Origin of the sequence: Acinetobacter sp. H1(2024), from assembly GCF_046557555.1 — a bacterium.
GTDB lineage: Bacteria > Pseudomonadota > Gammaproteobacteria > Pseudomonadales > Moraxellaceae > Acinetobacter > Acinetobacter seifertii.
Map to the genome: position 1 here is coordinate 606,533 of NZ_JBKGFO010000001.1, position 18,922 is coordinate 625,454.

Sequence of the window (18,922 nt, forward strand, 5' to 3'; positions counted from 1 at the left end):
CTTATGAGTTTGTTTGACGACACCGCTGTGTCAAAACAATTAGCACAAGTGCGTATTGTGATGGTCAATACCACTTTACCTGCTAATATTGGCAGTGCTTTACGCGCAATGAAAACAATGGGCTTGAGTAAGTTGGTTCTTGTTTCACCAAAGACCTATCCACATCCAGATATTCAAGCGCTTGCTGCTGGTGCACAAGATTTATTAGAACAAGTCGAAATTGTTGAAACGCTCGAAGACGCGATTAAAGACTGCCATTTAGTTTTTGGAACAAGTGCCCGAAGTCGTACTATTCCATGGCCATTGCTTGATGTACGCCCTGCGTCAAAAGAAGCAATTAAGGCTGCTTCGCAAGGCCAACAAATTGCAATTGTTTTTGGACGTGAAGACCGCGGCTTAACCAATGAAGAATTAGCTTTGGCAAACTATCACCTTACTATTCCTGTAAATTCGGATTATGGTGTACTGAACGTTGCCCAAGCGATTCAAGTTGTATGTTATGAACTTCGCATGTCGGTATTAGAACAAAAAGAACTTGTTTCTGATGATGGACAAATGCCACTTGCACAAGGTCAAAGCATGCAGTGGGATGAGCCTTTAGTGACTCAGCAGCAAATGGAAGAGTTTTATCCTCATTTGGAAAAAATGCTGACTGAAATTGAATTTTTAGATCCAGAAAATCCACGTTTATTACCTTTACGCTTGCGTCGTTTATTTGGTCGTATACAATTAGATCGTATGGAATATCATTTACTTCGCGGTATTTTTAGTCGAGTTCAAGCCCTCACAAGCGGCAAATGGAAAAAAGCATCATCGGACAAGGAGGATCAATCCAATGCTTAAACAGCTTAAAGAAGATATACAGGCTGTCTTCGCGCGAGATCCTGCTGCACGAAATACGCTCGAAGTACTTACTAATTATCCAGGTATTCATGCCCTAGTGTTGCATAGACTTGCACATGAACTTTGGAAAAAAGATTGCAAAGGAACTGCCCGCTTTGTATCAACATTTAGTCGTTTTGCAACAGGAATTGAGATTCACCCTGGTGCAAAGATCGGCAAACGTTTTTTTATCGATCATGGTATGGGTGTTGTGATTGGTGAAACTGCCGAAATTGGTGATGACGTTACGCTATATCATGGAGTTACCCTAGGCGGTACGACATGGAAAAAAGGTAAACGTCACCCAACTCTAGAAGATGGCGTAGTCGTTGGTGCTGGTGCAAAAATTTTAGGACCTTTTACAGTTGGTAAAGGCGCTAAAGTGGGTTCAAATGCTGTGGTGACAAAAGCTGTTCCCGCTGGTGTAACAGCCGTTGGTAATCCTGCGCGCTATATTTATAAAGATGCAGATAAAACCAAAGATCAAGATGAAGCACGCCGTCGTGATTATGCTCAGAGTATTGGTTTTGCCCCGTATGCGACCACTGCTGATCAATCTGATCCGATTTTAGAAGGAATGCGAGTTTTACTTGATCGTATTCAACACAACGAAACTCGTATGAATAATTTGTGTCAACGCTTATCCGAACTTGATCCAACTTTCAAAAAAGAAAGCCAAGATGAACAACCTTTTAGCGATGAAGAGCTAAAAATTCTTGAAGAAGTTCGTCGTGAATGCGGTGCGCAAAACAAGACATCAAAAACGTAATATTCTTGATTCATAATGTAACACGCTTACCCTTGCATGTCGGTTTAGGTTTTCCTAGACTTAGCTGTACCAAATCTGACTTTACTAAAATGAACGGAAGATCCTATGAATTTAAAGCCATTGGCGTATTTACTCCTTGCAACTTCTAGTTTAACAGCGTGTACAATGGCGCCTGTAAAAGAACAAAAAAATGAACCTTTTGTTTTCAAGGAACCTGACCTTACTCCTCCATTTTATGCTTTAAACCCATTTAATTATGATGCTCCGCCAGCATTTGAAGTTGCTTTAAAAGATGCTGCTGCTCAGCCTGTAACAAAAATGGTGGTCACTCGTCAGGATGATCCAACTAAATCGCTTACTTTAGATACAAACAAACTGATTGTACCTACAATTAATAGTTCACAACGTTCAGTGAAGTACGCAGTTTTAGCTGGCGATAATGAAATTGATGTGACAGAAATTGACGACTTCTTACAGCTTGTAGAAGGTAAAGCTCGTCACTACCCGCCTCGCTTTACAGACCGTCAGGAACGTAAAGGTTTTGAAAGCAAACTTAAAGAAGTGACTCAGCGCTTAGATACTTTAGCTGCTAATCCAAATGCTTCATTTGATATTTTAATTCGAGCATTCAAAGCAAGCGTACTTGCACGTAATTTAGATTTAGGTACTGTTCACACAACTAAATCTTTAGAATATGCTCAAAGACTTTTAAAAATTAGCCCAGACGATCCGGAAACGAATTTCTGGTTTGGTTTTGGTTTATCTGAAGGTGGTGGTCAGCGTGAAGCCATTCCATATTTAGACAAAGCCATTAAAGGCAATGTTCAAGAAGCATATTTAGCCGCTGCAAATAACTATATTGCAATGGAACAAAAGAAAAATGCGATTCAGACTTTAAAAAATTATAAAGTTAAATACCCTGATGAAGCTGAAGTGGCTGACCGTTTAATTCAAGAAATTGAAAAACAAGGTCGTTGGAATGTATGGCAAGTTTTAACAAACCCAGCCATGACACCAGCTACCCCAGCTCAACCTGCAAAAAAATAAGTTTAAACTTTAAAAAAGGGCTGATTTGACAGCCCTTTTTTATATTTGATCAATTGAAAAAAACTTTAAAATTTGTATGATCGGCATATTACTGATCCACATATTTGACCATAATGTTTGTTAGAAAAAGAAATTCAGCGCTCTTCACGGTCATAATCCTCGGTTCAATTCTCGGTGGATGTCAGGTCGTCAATGTTAAGCAACAAGCTCTCAACGTTACTATTGCAAATGAACGTAATAGTATTCTTACGCAAGATAAACTGAGTGAAGCAAGTCTTAACGTTTTATCTATGTCAGGGCAAGAAGCCAAAACTTGTACCGACTCCCCTGACACCTGCGTAAATCAACTCAAAAACCTTCCTCAAATTTTAGACGAACAGCTTTTATCTACTGCGAGCGAAATGTATCTCGCAAAAGCGATGGCTTTATCAGATTCTTCCGAGTGTAAAATTAGTCGATTCACTAAACACAAAGCGACTGATGAACAAAAAGCGATTCAGAATAAATATGACGATTGCTTAGACCAACAATTAACCTTTCTCGATAAGAGCATTCGTTATAGCTATGCCTATCTGTTTTCAACAAAACGTCAGCCGACCGACCGTATTTTTGATAACAGACAAGTTCAAATACGCGACTTTTATAATCAAGCCATTGCCAAAATGGTCAGTGTGTATGATTTAAGGTACCCAAAAAAAAATGTGGTAGAGCCGCAAATTCATATTGGCAAGAGTGTTTATTCAATTGACTTTGAGTTTCATAGACAATTATCAGGCCAAAAATTAGAGAAATTAATTTCAAGCTATAACTTAAATTTTTCAGGGTTAAGAACAATTAACCGTCGTGACGGTTTCGGTTCTGAGTTTGTCGCCGTTTTTCCGAGCTCAGGAAAAGAAGATATTAATGAATATATTTTAGATCCACTTAATTACAGCTATAAAAATGGTGTGAATCCGAATATTCACCATGCACGTTATTTAGCTGCAACGATCGTGGCTGAGCCTAAAAATGCTAAAACTGTTCAAGACATTATAAATAATCCAGAATTTGTAATTCGAGTTTATGATCCTTATCGCACAGATAATATTAATGTCGCTGGTAAGCAATACCCTCTAGCTGCGAACTTCTCTGCACCTTATGGTTTATGGCTAGCTGAAAATAACTTAGGCGTAGCGGCTTATTTAAGCCTGATTGATCGTGATCAGCATTTAACTATGCCACATTTATATATGCTCGAACCTTATAATCCAAATAAAAAAATTATTGTGTTAGTACATGGTTTAGCAAGTAGCCCCGAGGCATGGATTGCGCTCACCAACGATGTGATGGGTGATACTGTTTTAAGAGATAACTATCAAGTTTGGCAAGTTTTTTACTCGACTAACATGCCAATTTTAGAAAGTCGCTTCCAGATTTATGCTCTGCTTAAACAAGCGTTTGGTTCGCTAAACCCAAGTGACCCTGCTGCACATGATGCTGTGCTTGTAGGCCATAGTATGGGTGGTATTATTAGCCGTTTGCTGGTCAGTGATGGAGATATTACTCAACCAGCCTTAAAACTGATGACTGTACGCCAACAGAACCGTTTCAAGAAACACCCTATGGTAACTGAGCGATTGCAAATGCATTCAATTGGAAACTTTGATCGCGCAATTTTCTTGGCATCACCTCACAGAGGTACAGATTATGCAGATCGATGGTTTACGTTAGCTGCTCGTAAAATTATTCGTTTGCCGGGAGCTTTTTTATCTGCTGTAGCGACATCACTAACCACTGAAAACCTAGATGTTAAAGATTTCTTGAATAACATTGATAATGGTCTGATTCAAAATGGACCAAGTGACTTAAGCCATCAATCTAAATTTATGGAACTCACGGAAAATATTAATCCACATCAAGGATTAGTCTTCCACTCAATTATGGGTAACATTACCAAGAGCGATGATCCAAATGTGATTACCGATGGTATTGTTCCCTATAAAAGCGCTCATTTAGATGGAGCAAAGTCTGAGAAAGTCCTTCCAGGTGGACATTCTATTCAATTAACACCACAAGCTGTACTAGAGCTACGTCGGATTTTACGAGAGCATTTAGTCGAACACGGTTTATATAAACCATAAATATAAAAAGAGCCAAAGGTGATACTTTGGCTCTTTCGTTTGGGAACTAAATTTTACTGTCCAGAACGGATGATGTAATCAAACGCAGAGAGCGATGCTTTAGCGCCTTCACCTGTAGCAATAATAATTTGCTTGTAAGGCACAGTGGTACAGTCACCTGCAGCAAACACACCTTGTACATTGGTTTCGTTGCGGTCATTCACAATGATCTCACCACGGTTGGTTAACTCAACTTCACTGTCTTTTAAGAAGTCAGTGTTTGGCAATAAACCAATCTGTACAAAGATCCCTGCCAGTTCCACTACATGCTCTTCATCAGTGGCACGGTCTTTATATTTAAGACCGGTTACTTGTGAGCCGTCACCTAACACTTCTGTACTTAAGGCATTCATAATTACAGTGGTGTTCGGCAAGCTATGCAATTTGTTTTGTAAAACTTGGTCTGCACGAAGTTTAGTGTCGAACTCAACCAAAGTTACATGTTCAACAATACCTGCGAGGTCAATTGCAGCTTCAACACCTGAGTTACCACCACCAATCACCGCAACACGTTTGCCTTTAAACAATGGACCATCACAGTGTGGGCAGTATGCGACACCACGGGTGCGGTATTCAGCCTCACCCGGTACATTCATTTCTCTCCAACGTGCCCCTGTTGAAAGGATAACTGTCTTCGATTCAAGTTTGGCACCGTTTTCAAGTTCAACTGCAACCAGACCATTTGCCGTTTGGTTGGCCCCTGTGATTTTGCTGACACGTTGCAGGTTCATGATATCGACATCGTATTCACGAACGTGTGCTTCCATCTCGGCAGCAAACTTAGGACCTTGAGTCTTTTGCACAGACGTGAAGTTTTCAATGTCCATGGTATCCATCACCTGACCACCAAAGCGTTCAGCTACGATACCAGTGTTAATACCTTTACGTGCTGCATAGATGGCTGCTGTTGCACCCGCAGGCCCACCACCAATCACCAATACATCAAAGGCATCTTTGGCATTCAGTGCTGCTGCATCTTTTTCAGCTGAGTTGGTGTCGAGTTTCGCCACAATCTCTTCAAGGGTCATACGACCTTGACCAATGTGCTCATTGTCTTGGAACACCATTGGTACAGCCATGATTTTGCGTTGTTCAACTTCATCTTGGAAGAATGAACCGTCAATCATGGTTGCTGTGGTGTTCGGGTTATAAATGGCAATCAGGTTAAGTGCCTGTACCACATCTGGACAGTTATGACAGCTTAAGGATACAAACACATCAAAGTTTGCTTTGAGGTTTAGGCCTTTAATTTGGTTGAGCACTTCATCAGAAACCTTCGGTGCATAACCAGACACTTGTAACAGAGCCAAGATCAAAGACGTAAACTCATGACCCATTGGTAAGCCTGCAAAGAACACACGTGGCTGTTCACCTTCTTTAGCTACACCAAAGCTTGGACGACGTGTATTGTTGCCATCAAAACGGGCAGTCACCTTGTCAGAAAGCTCAGTGATTTCTGTCACTAACTCTTTAATTTGAGCAGCTTTATCTGATTCATCTAAAGCAGCCACTAATTCGATTGGACTTTCTAAACGTTCTAAGTAAGCTTTTAATTGAGTTTTAATGTTTTGATCTAACATCTGTTTTTACTCCAATACATCCAAATTCTTTTCAATAGATGCATAGTACGTTAAAACAATAAATAGGTAAAACAGTATGTTTTTATAGATTTAATCGGTTTTTTAGATTTTATTCTTTTCATTCAAAAAAAACCAACCTGAACTTATCCCAGCGCAGGTCGGCAAACTGGCTAAACTAAAGTAACACCACACCAAATACAGCCCCAGCAATTAAGACATGTAAAGGATGAACTTTTTTAATTAAAGATAATAAAGTTGCAATGACTACCATAATAATAAGTAAAGTATTTATTGCTGCTGCCTCAGAAATAATCCAAGCACTGGCAAGTACCGTCCCCACTGTGACGGGTTGTAAAGCAAGCTGTAAAACACGGCGCCATTTTTTGTCTTTAAACTTAGACCAGCCTCTCATTACAAATACAGTAATAAGAGATGACGGTAAAAATTTAGCAGTGGAAGCCACAAGTAAACCTGACAACCCTGCTACATGCCATCCCACCAACGGTACAATCATCATGTTTGGACCAGGAGCTGCTTGCGCCATGGCAAACAAAGCACTAAATTCTTGTGCCGTCATCCAATGATGAATGTCGACTACTTGGCGTTGCATTTCAGGTAAAATTGTATTCCCGCCACCAAAAGCTATAAGAGACAACTGAGTAAAAATGATCGCTAAAGCAAGTAGAACTGCGCCCATTACACACGTCTCCAAATAATAGATGAATAAAGTGCCAATAAAATCAACATAGTCAAAAGTAAGGGAACTTTTAGAAAAGCAATACAGACAATTGCAGCTACGACAACACACATCGCTATTGGATTACGTAATAAAGGCTTAATCATTTTCAATCCAGTTGCAACCAAAAGCCCAGCTGCTGCTGCCCCTAAACCTTCGAAAAGATGCTTAACCATCAAGTTATCTTGGAACTGTTCATAAACATAATGTAAAAGTACAACAATTACGGTAGGTGCAAGAATCAAACCAATAAGTGAGCTCACTGCACCACGAACACCCCGAAATTCCATGCCAATCGCAACCGAGAGATTAATGATGTTGCCCCCTGGTAAGAATTGACACAGACCAAGTAACTCAGTGAATTTTTCAGGACTTAACCATTGTCTCTGCTCTACAATGACTTTTCTTGCTAAAGGTAAAACACCACCAAATCCAATTAAACCTAATGTTAAAAAACCTAAAAATAACTCTGTGCAGGTGGGTAAACTCTCCTTCCGCATGGCAATCTCAACATGGTTCATTTTCGTTACTTTTCACTTTATCTGACCAAGATAGAATGATACTTTTGTGATATATCTACAAATGCTTTTATTTTCACTAAGCATACCCTAAAGGTATTTCTATGCTCGATTTACATAAGCTTCACGCCTTTGTAGTAGTGGTTGAAGAAAGAAATATTACGCATGCAGCAAATCGATTGTTTATACAACAGCCGCCTCTAACGCGTTTACTCAAAAAACTTGAAGAAGAACTCGGTACACAATTACTTATTCGTCAACCGCGCGGGATTGAACCAACTGAGGCAGGTCTAGCTTTATTTAAAGAAGCACAGCTGTTATTAGAGCATGCTAAACATATACCCCAACTCGTCCAAGATGTTAGCCAAGGCAAAACTGGACAACTCAATATTGGTTTTACAAGTTCCGCAGGTTTACATCCGCTTATTTCGCTGGTATTGCGCTCATATCGTGAAATGTACCCAGCTGTACAGACTAAACTTGAAGAAGCAGGCAGCCAAAAGCAATTAGATTGGTTAATTTCGGAAAAGCTTGATATTGCTTTTTTAAGAGCGCCGATTAGTCGTGATATTGGTTTGAAACATCTACATATATTAGATGAATCAATGGTAGTGGCATTGCCCATAGGCCATCCACTTACAAAAAGAGAGAAAATTAGTTTAGTTGACTTATCTGATGAGAATTTTGTTTTATATCGTCGTTCTTCAGGACAAGGCTTATATGACAATATTTTATATAGTTGCTACCAAGCAGGTTTTAGTCCGCGCATTGTTCAGGAAGCACCTCGACCTACCGCAACATTAAATTTAGTCGCTGCTGGAATTGGTATAACGATTGTGCCAGCCTCAATGCATAACTTTTGGGAACATGGAATTGTCTATCGAGAATTTGATGATTCAATAAAACTGAATGCGCCTATTTACTTGATTACACGAGAAAATGAAAATTCGGCTAAAGTTTCAAACTTTATTGAACTTATGCAAAAACTTTTGCCCACAATGGCCTGAGTGCAAAATCTAGGCAATAAAAAGTGCTCTAATGTGAGCACTTTTTATTATCATCAATCTACTATTTTTGATTAATTCGTTTAGATAATTCTTCTGCCGATTCTTTGCGCTCAGAATAGCGATCTGTCAAATATTCTTTTTGCCCACGCGTTAATAATGTGAACTTATACAGTTCCTCCATCACATCAACAATTCGATCATAGTAAGAAGAGGGTTTCATACTGCCATCTTCCTCAAACTCCAAAAATGCTTTTGCGACAGATGACTGATTTGGGATGGTAATCATACGCATCCAACGACCTAAAATACGCATTTGATTGACTGCATTAAAAGATTGCGAACCACCACTGACTTGCATGACTGCTAGGGTTTTACCCTGAGTTGCACGGATTGCTCCAGCTGCTAAGGGAATCCAGTCAATTTGAGCTTTTAAAATAGAACTCATCGCACCATGACGTTCAGGCGAACACCAGACCATGCCTTCTGCCCAAGCTAATAGTGTATGTAATTCTTGGACTTTAGGATGATCTGTTCCTGCATCCTCAGGCAAAGGTAAACCTTTAGGATGAAAGATTTTGACTTCAGCACCTAAATATTCAAGGATTCGGCCAGCAGTCAGCACAGCAAAACGACTATAAGAGCGTTCACGATTAGAACCATATAGCAATAAAATGCGAGGTGGATGCTCAAGCTGCTGCGCTTGAACTTGCTCAAATGCAGGCTTATCTAGAAGATCTAATGCTACATTTGATAAATCATTATTAGGACTGTTCATGTAAGAAATACTTTTTCTTTAACCAAAGAGAAACTGTAACGAGTGAAATTAAAACTGGCACTTCAACCAACGGCCCAATCACTGTGGTAAATGCCACAGGTGATGCCAAACCAAAGGTTGCAATAGCTACAGCCAATGCCAACTCAAAGTTATTACCTGCCGCGGTAAATGAAATAGCAGTAGTACGTGGGTAGTTATTCCCCATCCGTTTACTCATAAAGAAGCTAATGAAGAACATTACGACAAAGTAAATTGTAAGTGGAATCGCAATACGTAATACATCTAAAGGTAAGCTCACTACATCACCACCTTTTAGACTAAACATCGCCACAATAGTAAAAAGTAAAGCAATTAAACTAATCGGGCTGATCTTTGGTAAAAATTTACTTTGATACCATTCCAACCCTTTCGACTTGACTAAAATCAAACGCGTCAAGAATCCCATTAAAAATGGAATACCTAAGTACACCAAAACCGCGTGTGTAATCGTCCAGAAATTCACATCAATGACTTGCCCTGCCACACCAAAATACGGCGGCAAAAAGGTCAAAAATAGCCAAGCATACGTACTGAAAAATAAGATTTGGAAAATACTGTTAAATGCAACTAACGCTGCAACATATTGGTTATCTCCACAAGCCAAGCCATTCCAAACCAATACCATGGCAATACAACGTGCTAAGCCTATCAAAATAAGGCCCGTCATATACTCTGGATAGTGATGTAAGAAAATAATCGCAAGGATAAACATTAAAACTGGAGCAATAATCCAGTTTTGTACCAACGATAGAGTTAAGGTTTTCTTATCTTTAAATACTTCTGGTAACGCAGCGTAATCAACCTTTGCCAACGGTGGATACATCATCAAAATTAAGCCGATTGCGATCGGGATATTAACGTTATCTACACTTAATTCATTCAAAGACACAGATGCCTTAGGAAAGAAAACTCCAATCGCTAAACCTAAAGCCATTGCAATGAAAATCCATAGCGTCAGGTTTCGATCTAAAAAGGAAAGCCCTTGTTTGGTCATGTTTTACTCGAAGAAAGAATTGATTAATTTTGCTCAATACACACAAATGACTAATACACTTATACTAAGAAAATCCGAATTTTTAAGACAAAAATCTAGAAAGATTAATCACAACATGTTGTAGTGATAGAAGAATGATCTTGTTGTTTTACCCTTGTCTCAATCTCGTCATTTTCTATCACCTTTAAAATATCTAAAGCCCATACAGGTAAATCAGGATTTAAGCTGTAATAAACCCACTGTCCTTTTCTTTCATCCAGTAATACGCCATGAGTTCTTAGTAAAGCTAAGTGTCGAGAAATTTTGGGTTGGCTCAACTCGAGTTGTTCGGTGAGCTCACAAACACAAATATTTTGTTTGTTTAGAACTAATTTAAGAATGTTTAACCGAGTTTGGTCAGATAGACATTTAAAGAAATCGACTTGGTTGATCATATCTTCAACAGAGTATATTTGTTATTGCAAATATACGGATATCCATATATAAATGCAATAACTTAATTTGAAGATCAATTTATCATGAGCGATCAATTGAAAATCTATCATAACCCTACTTGTGGAACTTCACGAAATACATTGGCGCTTATTCGTCATGCCGGGATTGAGCCTATTGTTATTGAATATTTACACACACCTCCAAGTAAAGATGAACTAATCCAACTCATTCAGGATTCAAACTTAACTGTACGGGAAGCCATTCGTAAAAATGTTGATCCCTATAAAGATTTAGAGTTAGAACAAGACCACTGGACCGATGAACAGTTAATTGACTTTATGATGCAGTATCCAATTTTAATTAATCGTCCATTTGTGGTTACACCCAAAGGGACACGACTTTGCCGCCCTTCTGAGGTTGTATTGGACATTTTAGATTCAAAAAACTTAGGCTATTTTGCAAAAGAAGATGGTGAAGTGATTATTGATGAGCAAGGTCATCGTATAAAGTAATTGAAGACACTTACCAATATAAAAAGCTAAATGGCATGACACCACTTAGCTTTTTATAAATGAAACGGATTAAAAATAGGATTTAATAAAAGGAAGCAGCTGCTCTCCTATTACCATGCCCAATAAACCGACTAATGCAACAAGAGGTGGAGCTGGTGACTTAACATTTAAAACATAATATAAGACACCAACAAGCAACCCTACAGCCAAAGATAATAAGTACATTTTCATGGTACATACCTTAGAAAACCAAGCCATTTAAAGCGGCAGGTTCCCATACTGTTTTATTTAAAATGCAAAACACGAGCACCCTAGTGCGCCCCAGAAAGACTTTTTGTCTTTATCGTTTACAGGAACATCAAGCATCCAAGCGTGGCTGTGTCCATGCATGCCACAGCTGCTAGCACATGCACACAATGCACTTTGTGACTGTAGTGACTCATTGGAAGGCGCATTACGGTTTTCAGATAAACGCCACTGACCACCAAAGCGTTTTACCGGCGACCATGTTGGAGATGCTGGTGGTAACGGCGGATCATCCTGCTTAAACTCTGCCCCTGCGTACACCACTTTGCCACCTAAAACAGTGAGTACAGACTCAATCCACTGAATATCTTTTGCTTCAACTTTAAAGTAGTCATCGGACAGCACAACCAAGTCAGCAAGTTCTCCTGCTGTGAGTGAACCTTTGATATCTTTTTCACCCGAAAACCATGCCGAACCTTTAGTCCAGAGTTTTAGGGCTGTTTGACGGTCTAATAGATTTTTTTCATCATAGAGCGGTAAGCCACCCACTGTTTTACCTGTAGTCAGCCAATACAAACACACCCAAGGGTTATAAGATGCAACACGAGTCGCATCTGTCCCCGCACCAACTGGAACACCGAGTTCTAACATTTTCTTGACTGGTGGCGTTGCCTGAGCGGCTTCGGCGCCATAACGTTTTACGAAAATCTCACCTTGATATGTCATACGGTGTTGAATGGCAATACCACCACCCAACGCACCAATACGTTCGATATTGCGCTCAGTTACAGTTTCGGCATGGTCAATAATAAATCGGGTCGCAAATGGCTGTTTAGCATTTACTCGCTCAAATACATTGAGCAAACGATTAATACTTTCATCATAGGTTGCGTGAATACGGAATGGCCATTTCTTTTCAGCCAAGTACTCTACAATGGCTTCGAGTTCACCTTCCATTTTTTCTGGTAAATCTGGACGTGGCTCATAAAAATCTTCAAAGTCCCCCGCAGACCACGTCAAATTCTCACCGGCTCCATTCATTCTAAATAGTTCATCACCATCGCCCGGAAATGTCATTTCTGTCCAGCGGCGGTAATCATCAAGCTCTTGGCCTGCCTTCTGAGCAAATAGGTTATAAGCAATACGTACAGTCATTTGATTTTGGTCGTGTAATTGCTTAATCACATCATAATCTTCAGGATAATTTTGACCGCCACCGCCTGCATCAATTGCAGAAGTAATACCTAATCGGTTCAGCTCACGCATGAAATGACGAGTTGAATTGACTTGATCTTCAACTGGCAATTTCGGTGCTTTCCCTAAGGTTGAATATAAAATCATAGCGGATGGCGTTGCGAGCAACAGACCTGTTGGCTCACCTTTTTCATCTCTTACAATCTTGCCACCTGGCGGGTCTGGCGTGTCTTTGTTAAAGCCTAATACATCAAGCGCAGCTCGGTTGAGCATCGCACTGGCATATAGATGTAAAACAAAGACAGGAGTATCTGGCGCAGCTTTATTAATTTCTTCTAAAGTTGGTAACCGCTTTTCGGCAAACTGGAACTCAGTCCAACCACCAACCACACGTACCCATTGTGGAGCTGGCGTATTATCTGCTTGTTCTTTAAGTAATCGTAGAGCATCAGCAACGGATGGCACACCTTCCCAGCGCAATTCCATATTGTAATTTAGGCCACCACGAATAATATGCAGATGACTGTCATTTAGCCCCGGTATAACGCGACGACCATTTAAGTCTACGACTTTGCTTGTAGGAGTTGCGAGCTTCATAACCTCATCATTTGTACCCGTACGTACGACTTTACCATCTGCAATGGCAATTGCTTGTACTTCGGGATTCTGAGGATCTAGTGTTGTGATTTTACCGTTTATGAGTATGAGGTTTATTTCGGTCATTCTGAACTCCATTCTTGTGAATTATCGTTCTAAAAAATAAAGGCATGTCTGTATTAATATCACTTAAATATTGAATACTAGACATACCTTTACCTAAATCAGTACTGTTTTATTTTGCAGGAACTGGTGCAAGTACTTCGTGTTTTGAAGTTGTACGTTCAGGTGCCTTATGTACCATCGTATAGGCATAATCAACGCCCATACCATAAGCACCAGAATGCTCGCGTACAATTGCCATAACTGCATCATACGTATCACGGTGTGCCCAATCACGTTGCCATTCAAGTAAGACTTGCTGCCAAGTTACTGGAATAACACCTGCTTGAATCATGCGCTGCATAGAATAATCGTGAGCTTCTTTCGATGTACCACCTGACGCATCGGCAACCATATAAATTTCATAATCACCTTCAAGCATAGCGCCAAAAGCAAAAGTGTTATTGCACACTTCAGTCCATAAGCCTGAAACAATCACTTTTTTACGATTATTTTTTGCAAGAGAATCACGTACTTTTTGGTCATCCCATGAGTTCATAGAAGTACGTTCTAGTAATGGAGCATCTGGAAATACATCTAAAAGTTCTGGATAGGTATGACCAGAGAAGCTTTCAGTTTCAACCGTAGTAATGGTGACAGGAATATTGAATGTTTTAGCTGCTTTTGCTAACCCTACAGTATTATTCTTTAATACTTGGCGATCTATTGACTGTACCCCAAAAGCCATTTGTGGCTGATGATCAATAAAAATAACCTGACAATTCGTTGGTGATAATTGTTCTAAAAGTGATTTATTCATGAATAACTCCGTTATTACTGATAAGTTTTGTGTTTAAGTAAAAAATCTAATGTTTATTATCAAAACAGATAAAAATGTAAAAAAATAGACAGTAAATCAGCTCGAATCTGTATGCTGTACGAATACAATAAAATCAATGATTGCTTTTTAATTTTTATAGTTTAATCATTGATATATATTTTTTTAACTTTTGCTTATCCATGGATCGATTAGACTGTATTTCCACTTTTGTAAGTGTCGTAGAGCATGGGAATTTTAGTAGCGCAGCCAGAGCACTCGACATCTCTCGTGACTTAGTAGCCAAACGTGTTTGCTACCTCGAAAATGACCTGAAAACCACACTGTTAACCAGAACAACAAGACAGATGAATCTCACCTCTTGTGGGGAAAAATTTTATCAACATAGTAAAGTCATTTTAAGTGAATTTGAATGGGCTGCTTATGAAATTAGCTACAATCAGCAGTACCCTGAAGGCGAACTTAAGCTCAATACCCCCATGTCTTTTAGCAATATTTTTCTTCAGCATATTATTTCAGACTTTATAGAGAAATATCCCAGTATCAAAATTGATTTATTCATGACTGATCAGCTATTAGACACGAATAATAATAAATTTGATTTAACCATTCGTGTAGATGGTTCACCTCCAAATTTGGCAAATAGTAAAATATTAAATACCTATCAACGATATTTATATGCAACACCTGAATATTTTAATCAGCATGGCCTGCCAACCTCTTTAGAAGAACTGAAAGAACATAAATTTCTGATTTACTATCAAGATAGCCGACATAAAAAATTGATTTTCCAAAAAGATCAAAAAGAGGTGTCCTTTAATTGCTTCCCTGTGATGACCTGTAATAATGGGGAATTATTATTAGATATGTGCTTGAAAGATCACGGTATCGTTTTTCTTCCAGAGTTTATTGCAGAGCCTTATTACAAAGAAGGTAAATTACAGAAGTGTTTGGAGGATTACACTAGTCAGCCGCTTCACTTATATGTGACATGGCCAAACCGTAAAATTTTATCGAAGAAAGTAAAACTATTTATTGATTTTTTAACGCGTCAAATCGTTCCCATAAAATAACCAATCTGGGCCTTTTCCATAGGAATTGGCCCATAATTTTTAGTTAGTTTGCGGCGTTTCTATCTTCTTATTTTTAAATAAATTTAATAAATTTTGATCTGCAGACACTGTACTGTTTTCTTCAATAAATGTGGTTGCGTAGTGTTCTAAATGCTCTTCCATCAATTGAGTTGCGCGCTTTTCATCGCCTTGTTCAATGGCATCTAAAATTGCACGGTGTTCATCTACAGAACAATTATTATGTTTTGGAATCTCATACAATCCAATTAATAACGAAGTTCTCGCAATAAGCGTCTGCAAATAACTAGACATGATCGAATTTTGATTAGCTTCAATCAGCTTTAAATGAAATTGACCTGATAGCTTAATCCACTCGGCCCAATTTCCAGCTAAACGCTCTTTAGACTCTTGATCGACCAAGCCTCGAAGCTCACTAAAATCTAGCTTATGTGACTTTTGAGCCAGCTTTTTTACAGTGGCAATTTCAAGCATGCTGCGTGCTTCAAAAACCTCTTTTGTTTCATGAGCACTATGTTTTGCGATGAGTGCCCCACGATTGGGCTGAATTTCAATAACCTTATCATGGGCAAGTTTGACAAAAACACGTCTTAACACGCCTCGCGTTACACCAAATGCTTCACATAAGGGTGCTTCAACTAAACGTGCACCAGGGGCAAGTTGTCGATTTAAAATAGCATCTACAATTGCGTTATATATATGTTCATCAATTTCATCATTGCTCATTTCTACGGCTTTTTTTGGTGCACTCGATGACATTGATTTCTCCATTTTTATTAATGTCCCCCTTTTTTAGAACTTTATCTATTTTGAATAGTGTAAGTTTAACTTAAGCATTTGGAAATATTTCTATAACTTTCACAACATCTATGCTGAGCTGAACAATTCAATATTAGACCTCTAAATATCTACTTATACACCTAAATTTATTTACTTTTTATAAAAAATTAAGCCCGTCTCAGTTTATAAATCTCTCTCTTCATATTCTAAAATCGTATCAAGCTAAATCACTCATCAATACTACATCTCAAGTTTGGCATAACTTTTGCTCAATAAATTGTGCACAATCAAAATATCACATTGTGCACAATTTTAATTTCATTCTTTTAGTCAGTATTTCAAGCTGCTGAAGAACGTGCCCGCCCAACATAGGGAAGTGAGTGTTCAAGATGAATAATAGCGAAGCAATAATTAAACCTTCTTATGATGCAAAACTAACAAATCAAGACTTAGCTCCTTTAAAAAAGCAAACTTGGGGCGCTTATAATATTTTTGCCTTCTGGATGTCGGATGTTCATAGTGTCGGCGGTTATGTCATGGCTGGGAGCCTTTTTGCACTAGGGCTCAATAGCTGGCAGGTACTTCTCTCTTTACTCATCGGCATTGCCATAGTTCAGTTTTTTACAAACCTGATTGCCAAGTCTAGCCAACAAACTGGTACGCCCTATCCTGTTATTTGCCGTGCAACCTTTGGTGTGCTTGGTGCAAATATTCCTGCTGTTATCCGTGGGCTTATTGCTGTCGCATGGTATGGCATTCAAACCTATTTGGCCTCAAGTGCTTTCTTATTGGTCATTTTAAAGTTCTTTCCAGAATGGTCGGTCTATGCCGATGTTTCAACTTATGGCTTTCTTGGGCTTTCCTATTTAGGATGGGTTGGCTTCATGCTGCTTTGGCTACTACAAGCGATTGTTTTCTGGTCTGGCATGGACAGTATTCGTAAGTTCATTGACTGGGCGGGTCCGGCTGTCTACATCGTAATGTTTGCCATGGCAGTTTGGCTGATCTGGAAAGCTGGCTGGCAAAATATTGATTTAAACTTGAGCGGTGTTCAATACGACGGTTTTGCGGTTGTACCAGTCATGATTGGTGCTATTGCGCTTGTTGTTTCATATTTTTCAGGGCCTATGCTGAACTTTGGCGACTTCTCTCGTTATGGCAAAAGCTTTAACGCGATTAAAATGGGGAACTTTCTTGGGCTACCGATTAATTTCTTAGGCTTTTCTTTACTTACTGTGGTGTGTATTGCGGCAACGCTTCCAGTCTACGGCAAGCTCATTACCGACCCTGTCGAGATGGTTGGTAAATTAGATAACACCTCTGTGGTGATTCTAGGTAGTTTGACCTTAATGATTGCCACCATTGGGATTAATATTGTTGCTAACTTTGTTTCACCTGCCTTTGATTTTTCTAATATTTCACCAAGCAAAATTAGCTGGCGTATGGGTGGAATGATTGCAGCAGTAGGTTCAATTTTCATTACCCCATGGAATTTGTTCAATAATCCTCAAGTGATCCATTACACCATTGATATTTTAGGTGCATTTATCGGTCCACTTTTTGGTGTATTGCTCGCCGATTTTTATCTCGTTAAAAAACAGAAAATCGTGGTAGATGATTTATATACTTTAGATACCAAAGGTTTGTATTGGTACAAAAATGGTTATAACCACTCTGCCTTTTATGCCTTAATTCCAGCTTCATTAATTCCTATTCTCTGCGTACTTTTACCACAACTGTCTGGGCTGGCTAATTTCACATGGTTTATTGGTATGGGATTCGGTTTTGTCATTTACCGATTTCTTAACCAACCGCTTACCCATGCTAAATCGGCAATGACTAAGGTAAAAGTACAATGAAAATTAAAATTATTAATCCCAATACTACTCAAAGCATGACTGACAAAATTGCTGCATCAGCAAAGATAGTCGCAAATTCTGGTACTCAAATTATTGCTGTAAGTCCTCAAATGGGACCTGCAACGATTGAAAGTTATTATGATGAAGCTCTAAGTGCAGTAGGTGTGTTAGAGGAAATACGCCAAGGTGAACAGCTAAATGTAGATGCCTATATCATTGCCTGTTTTGGTGACCCTGCGCTTTACGCTGCCCGAGAAATCACTTCAGCACCGGTGATTGGGATTGCTGAAGCAGCTATGCGAACTGCAAGTTATGTCAGTACTGGTTTTAGTGTAGTCACCACCTTACAACGGACAGTGAATATGAGCTGGCATCTGGCACATCGTTATGGCGCTACGCCATTTTGCAAAAATGTTCGGGCATGTGATATCGCAGTTGAAGAGTTGGAGCTTCCTTACTCAGACGCTTATCAAACCATACGAGATGAGTGCAAAAAAGCGCTCGTTGAAGATAAAAGCGATGCGATTGTTTTGGGCTGTGCAGGTATGAGTGATTTATGTCTAAAGCTACAAAACGAGTTGGGAGTAATCGTTATAGACGGCGTTACAGCAGCCATTAAACAAGCTGAAATGCTAGTTCAATTAAATTTAAAAAACAGCAAAGTTGGTGATTGGGCCTCACCTCCTGTAAAGAACTACACAGGCATATTGTCAGAATTTGGAATGCACTAAAGAGCTATTGTTTCAACTCCAACTCAAAACG

At 39.2% G+C, this 18,922-nt stretch carries 19 protein-coding genes; 9 read left to right on the top strand and 10 right to left on the bottom strand.

The genetic code is table 11. The features are described 5' to 3' along the window. The first annotated feature begins 3 nt into the window (after positions 1-3). The 4 genes from ACLCEG_RS02875 to ACLCEG_RS02890 all read left to right on the top strand — a co-directional run bounded on the left by ACLCEG_RS02875 (position 4) and on the right by ACLCEG_RS02890 (position 4,818). Positions 4-843 (top strand): RNA methyltransferase, encoded by an 840-nt coding sequence (locus ACLCEG_RS02875; RefSeq protein WP_077164070.1) that lies wholly within the window; start codon positions 4-6, stop codon positions 841-843. Further along, the gene (cysE, locus tag ACLCEG_RS02880) at positions 836-1,651 is read left to right on the top strand and encodes a serine O-acetyltransferase (protein ID WP_004702199.1); all 816 of its coding nucleotides are present in this window, start codon (positions 836-838) and stop codon (positions 1,649-1,651) included. Before ACLCEG_RS02875 ends, cysE begins: the two co-directional genes overlap by 8 nt. 105 nt (positions 1,652-1,756) lie before the next feature. After that, the gene (locus ACLCEG_RS02885) at positions 1,757-2,698 is read left to right on the top strand and encodes an ABUW_2363 family tetratricopeptide repeat lipoprotein (RefSeq protein WP_004702201.1); all 942 of its coding nucleotides are present in this window, start codon (positions 1,757-1,759) and stop codon (positions 2,696-2,698) included. 113 nt (positions 2,699-2,811) lie between these two features. Then, entirely contained in the window at positions 2,812-4,818 is a 2,007-nt protein-coding gene (locus tag ACLCEG_RS02890) for an esterase/lipase family protein (protein WP_410565610.1), read from the top strand. Between the two features lie 53 nt (positions 4,819-4,871). Here the strand turns inward: ACLCEG_RS02890 and ahpF are convergent, their stop codons facing one another. The 3 genes from ahpF to ACLCEG_RS02905 form a co-directional block, all read right to left on the bottom strand. Further along, positions 4,872-6,437, bottom strand: a complete 1,566-nt coding sequence (gene ahpF, locus ACLCEG_RS02895; protein ID WP_410565613.1) for an alkyl hydroperoxide reductase subunit F — start codon at positions 6,435-6,437, stop codon at positions 4,872-4,874. Positions 6,438-6,612: 175 nt separating this feature from the next. Next, complete coding sequence (locus ACLCEG_RS02900; protein WP_004702206.1) at positions 6,613-7,134, bottom strand: chromate transporter; 522 nt, start codon at positions 7,132-7,134, stop codon at positions 6,613-6,615. Further along, complete coding sequence (locus ACLCEG_RS02905; protein WP_410565616.1) at positions 7,134-7,694, bottom strand: chromate transporter; 561 nt, start codon at positions 7,692-7,694, stop codon at positions 7,134-7,136. The genes ACLCEG_RS02900 and ACLCEG_RS02905 overlap by 1 nt, the downstream gene beginning before the upstream one ends. A 101-nt stretch (positions 7,695-7,795) precedes the next feature. Between ACLCEG_RS02905 and ACLCEG_RS02910 the strand changes: the two genes are divergently transcribed. Next, positions 7,796-8,698 (top strand): LysR family transcriptional regulator, encoded by a 903-nt coding sequence (locus ACLCEG_RS02910; protein WP_410565619.1) that lies wholly within the window; start codon positions 7,796-7,798, stop codon positions 8,696-8,698. Between the two features lie 61 nt (positions 8,699-8,759). Here ACLCEG_RS02910 and arsH read toward each other — a convergent pair whose 3' ends face one another. The 3 genes from arsH to ACLCEG_RS02925 all read right to left on the bottom strand — a co-directional run bounded on the left by arsH (position 8,760) and on the right by ACLCEG_RS02925 (position 10,940). After that, entirely contained in the window at positions 8,760-9,473 is a 714-nt protein-coding gene (gene arsH, locus ACLCEG_RS02915; RefSeq protein WP_198071193.1) for an arsenical resistance protein ArsH, read from the bottom strand. Continuing rightward, the gene (gene arsB, locus ACLCEG_RS02920) at positions 9,460-10,506 is read right to left on the bottom strand and encodes an ACR3 family arsenite efflux transporter (RefSeq protein WP_410565623.1); all 1,047 of its coding nucleotides are present in this window, start codon (positions 10,504-10,506) and stop codon (positions 9,460-9,462) included. The genes arsH and arsB overlap by 14 nt, the downstream gene beginning before the upstream one ends. A gap of 104 nt (positions 10,507-10,610) precedes the next feature. After that, positions 10,611-10,940 (bottom strand): ArsR/SmtB family transcription factor, encoded by a 330-nt coding sequence (locus ACLCEG_RS02925; RefSeq protein WP_207693402.1) that lies wholly within the window; start codon positions 10,938-10,940, stop codon positions 10,611-10,613. A gap of 84 nt (positions 10,941-11,024) precedes the next feature. Here ACLCEG_RS02925 and arsC point away from each other — a divergent pair, with 84 nt between their 5' ends. Beyond that, a complete protein-coding gene (gene arsC, locus ACLCEG_RS02930) occupies positions 11,025-11,453 on the top strand; it encodes an arsenate reductase (glutaredoxin) (RefSeq protein ID WP_207693403.1) in 429 nt (142 codons plus the stop codon). Positions 11,454-11,522: 69 nt separating this feature from the next. Here the strand turns inward: arsC and ACLCEG_RS02935 are convergent, their stop codons facing one another. From ACLCEG_RS02935 to ACLCEG_RS02945, 3 genes are all read right to left on the bottom strand, one after another. Continuing rightward, on the bottom strand, positions 11,523-11,684 hold the full coding sequence (locus tag ACLCEG_RS02935) for a DUF1427 family protein (protein WP_000784879.1): 162 nt from the start codon (positions 11,682-11,684) through the stop codon (positions 11,523-11,525). 57 nt (positions 11,685-11,741) lie between these two features. Further along, positions 11,742-13,616 (bottom strand): amidohydrolase, encoded by a 1,875-nt coding sequence (locus ACLCEG_RS02940; RefSeq protein ID WP_410565627.1) that lies wholly within the window; start codon positions 13,614-13,616, stop codon positions 11,742-11,744. A 109-nt stretch (positions 13,617-13,725) separates the two neighbouring features. Beyond that, positions 13,726-14,412: a hydrolase gene (locus ACLCEG_RS02945; protein WP_019458906.1), complete on the bottom strand. Its 687-nt coding sequence runs from the start codon at positions 14,410-14,412 to the stop codon at positions 13,726-13,728. A 200-nt stretch (positions 14,413-14,612) separates the two neighbouring features. Between ACLCEG_RS02945 and ACLCEG_RS02950 the strand changes: the two genes are divergently transcribed. After that, a complete protein-coding gene (locus tag ACLCEG_RS02950) occupies positions 14,613-15,503 on the top strand; it encodes a LysR family transcriptional regulator (RefSeq protein WP_004792929.1) in 891 nt (296 codons plus the stop codon). A gap of 39 nt (positions 15,504-15,542) precedes the next feature. On the opposite strand, the gene ACLCEG_RS02955 is transcribed toward ACLCEG_RS02950, so the two are convergent. Next, a complete protein-coding gene (locus ACLCEG_RS02955) occupies positions 15,543-16,292 on the bottom strand; it encodes a GntR family transcriptional regulator (protein ID WP_410565630.1) in 750 nt (249 codons plus the stop codon). 398 nt (positions 16,293-16,690) lie between these two features. On the opposite strand from ACLCEG_RS02955, the gene ACLCEG_RS02960 reads away from it, so the two are divergent. Then, positions 16,691-18,160, top strand: a complete 1,470-nt coding sequence (locus tag ACLCEG_RS02960) for an NCS1 family nucleobase:cation symporter-1 (protein WP_410565633.1) — start codon at positions 16,691-16,693, stop codon at positions 18,158-18,160. Beyond that, complete coding sequence (locus ACLCEG_RS02965) at positions 18,157-18,891, top strand: aspartate/glutamate racemase family protein (protein WP_410565636.1); 735 nt, start codon at positions 18,157-18,159, stop codon at positions 18,889-18,891. The genes ACLCEG_RS02960 and ACLCEG_RS02965 overlap by 4 nt, the downstream gene beginning before the upstream one ends. The last annotated feature ends 31 nt before the right edge of the window (positions 18,892-18,922 follow it).

Excerpts from the sequence above, each read along its gene's own strand:
- ACLCEG_RS02955 (WP_410565630.1), bottom strand. The coding sequence starts at position 16,292 with ATGGAGAAATCAATGTCATCGAGTGCACCAAAAAAAGCCGTAGAAATG.
- ACLCEG_RS02965 (WP_410565636.1), top strand. The coding sequence starts at position 18,157 with ATGAAAATTAAAATTATTAATCCCAATACTACTCAAAGCATGACTGAC.
- ACLCEG_RS02925 (WP_207693402.1), bottom strand. The coding sequence starts at position 10,940 with ATGATCAACCAAGTCGATTTCTTTAAATGTCTATCTGACCAAACTCGG.
- arsH (WP_198071193.1), bottom strand. The coding sequence starts at position 9,473 with ATGAACAGTCCTAATAATGATTTATCAAATGTAGCATTAGATCTTCTA.
- ACLCEG_RS02950 (WP_004792929.1), top strand. The coding sequence starts at position 14,613 with ATGGATCGATTAGACTGTATTTCCACTTTTGTAAGTGTCGTAGAGCAT.
- ACLCEG_RS02875 (WP_077164070.1), top strand. The coding sequence starts at position 4 with ATGAGTTTGTTTGACGACACCGCTGTGTCAAAACAATTAGCACAAGTG.
- ACLCEG_RS02910 (WP_410565619.1), top strand. The coding sequence starts at position 7,796 with ATGCTCGATTTACATAAGCTTCACGCCTTTGTAGTAGTGGTTGAAGAA.
- ACLCEG_RS02905 (WP_410565616.1), bottom strand. The coding sequence starts at position 7,694 with ATGAACCATGTTGAGATTGCCATGCGGAAGGAGAGTTTACCCACCTGC.
- ACLCEG_RS02890 (WP_410565610.1), top strand. The coding sequence starts at position 2,812 with ATGTTTGTTAGAAAAAGAAATTCAGCGCTCTTCACGGTCATAATCCTC.
- ACLCEG_RS02935 (WP_000784879.1), bottom strand. The coding sequence starts at position 11,684 with ATGAAAATGTACTTATTATCTTTGGCTGTAGGGTTGCTTGTTGGTGTC.
- ahpF (WP_410565613.1), bottom strand. The coding sequence starts at position 6,437 with ATGTTAGATCAAAACATTAAAACTCAATTAAAAGCTTACTTAGAACGT.
- ACLCEG_RS02900 (WP_004702206.1), bottom strand. The coding sequence starts at position 7,134 with ATGGGCGCAGTTCTACTTGCTTTAGCGATCATTTTTACTCAGTTGTCT.
- ACLCEG_RS02940 (WP_410565627.1), bottom strand. The coding sequence starts at position 13,616 with ATGACCGAAATAAACCTCATACTCATAAACGGTAAAATCACAACACTA.
- ACLCEG_RS02945 (WP_019458906.1), bottom strand. The coding sequence starts at position 14,412 with ATGAATAAATCACTTTTAGAACAATTATCACCAACGAATTGTCAGGTT.
- arsC (WP_207693403.1), top strand. The coding sequence starts at position 11,025 with ATGAGCGATCAATTGAAAATCTATCATAACCCTACTTGTGGAACTTCA.
- cysE (WP_004702199.1), top strand. The coding sequence starts at position 836 with ATGCTTAAACAGCTTAAAGAAGATATACAGGCTGTCTTCGCGCGAGAT.
- arsB (WP_410565623.1), bottom strand. The coding sequence starts at position 10,506 with ATGACCAAACAAGGGCTTTCCTTTTTAGATCGAAACCTGACGCTATGG.
- ACLCEG_RS02960 (WP_410565633.1), top strand. The coding sequence starts at position 16,691 with ATGAATAATAGCGAAGCAATAATTAAACCTTCTTATGATGCAAAACTA.
- ACLCEG_RS02885 (WP_004702201.1), top strand. The coding sequence starts at position 1,757 with ATGAATTTAAAGCCATTGGCGTATTTACTCCTTGCAACTTCTAGTTTA.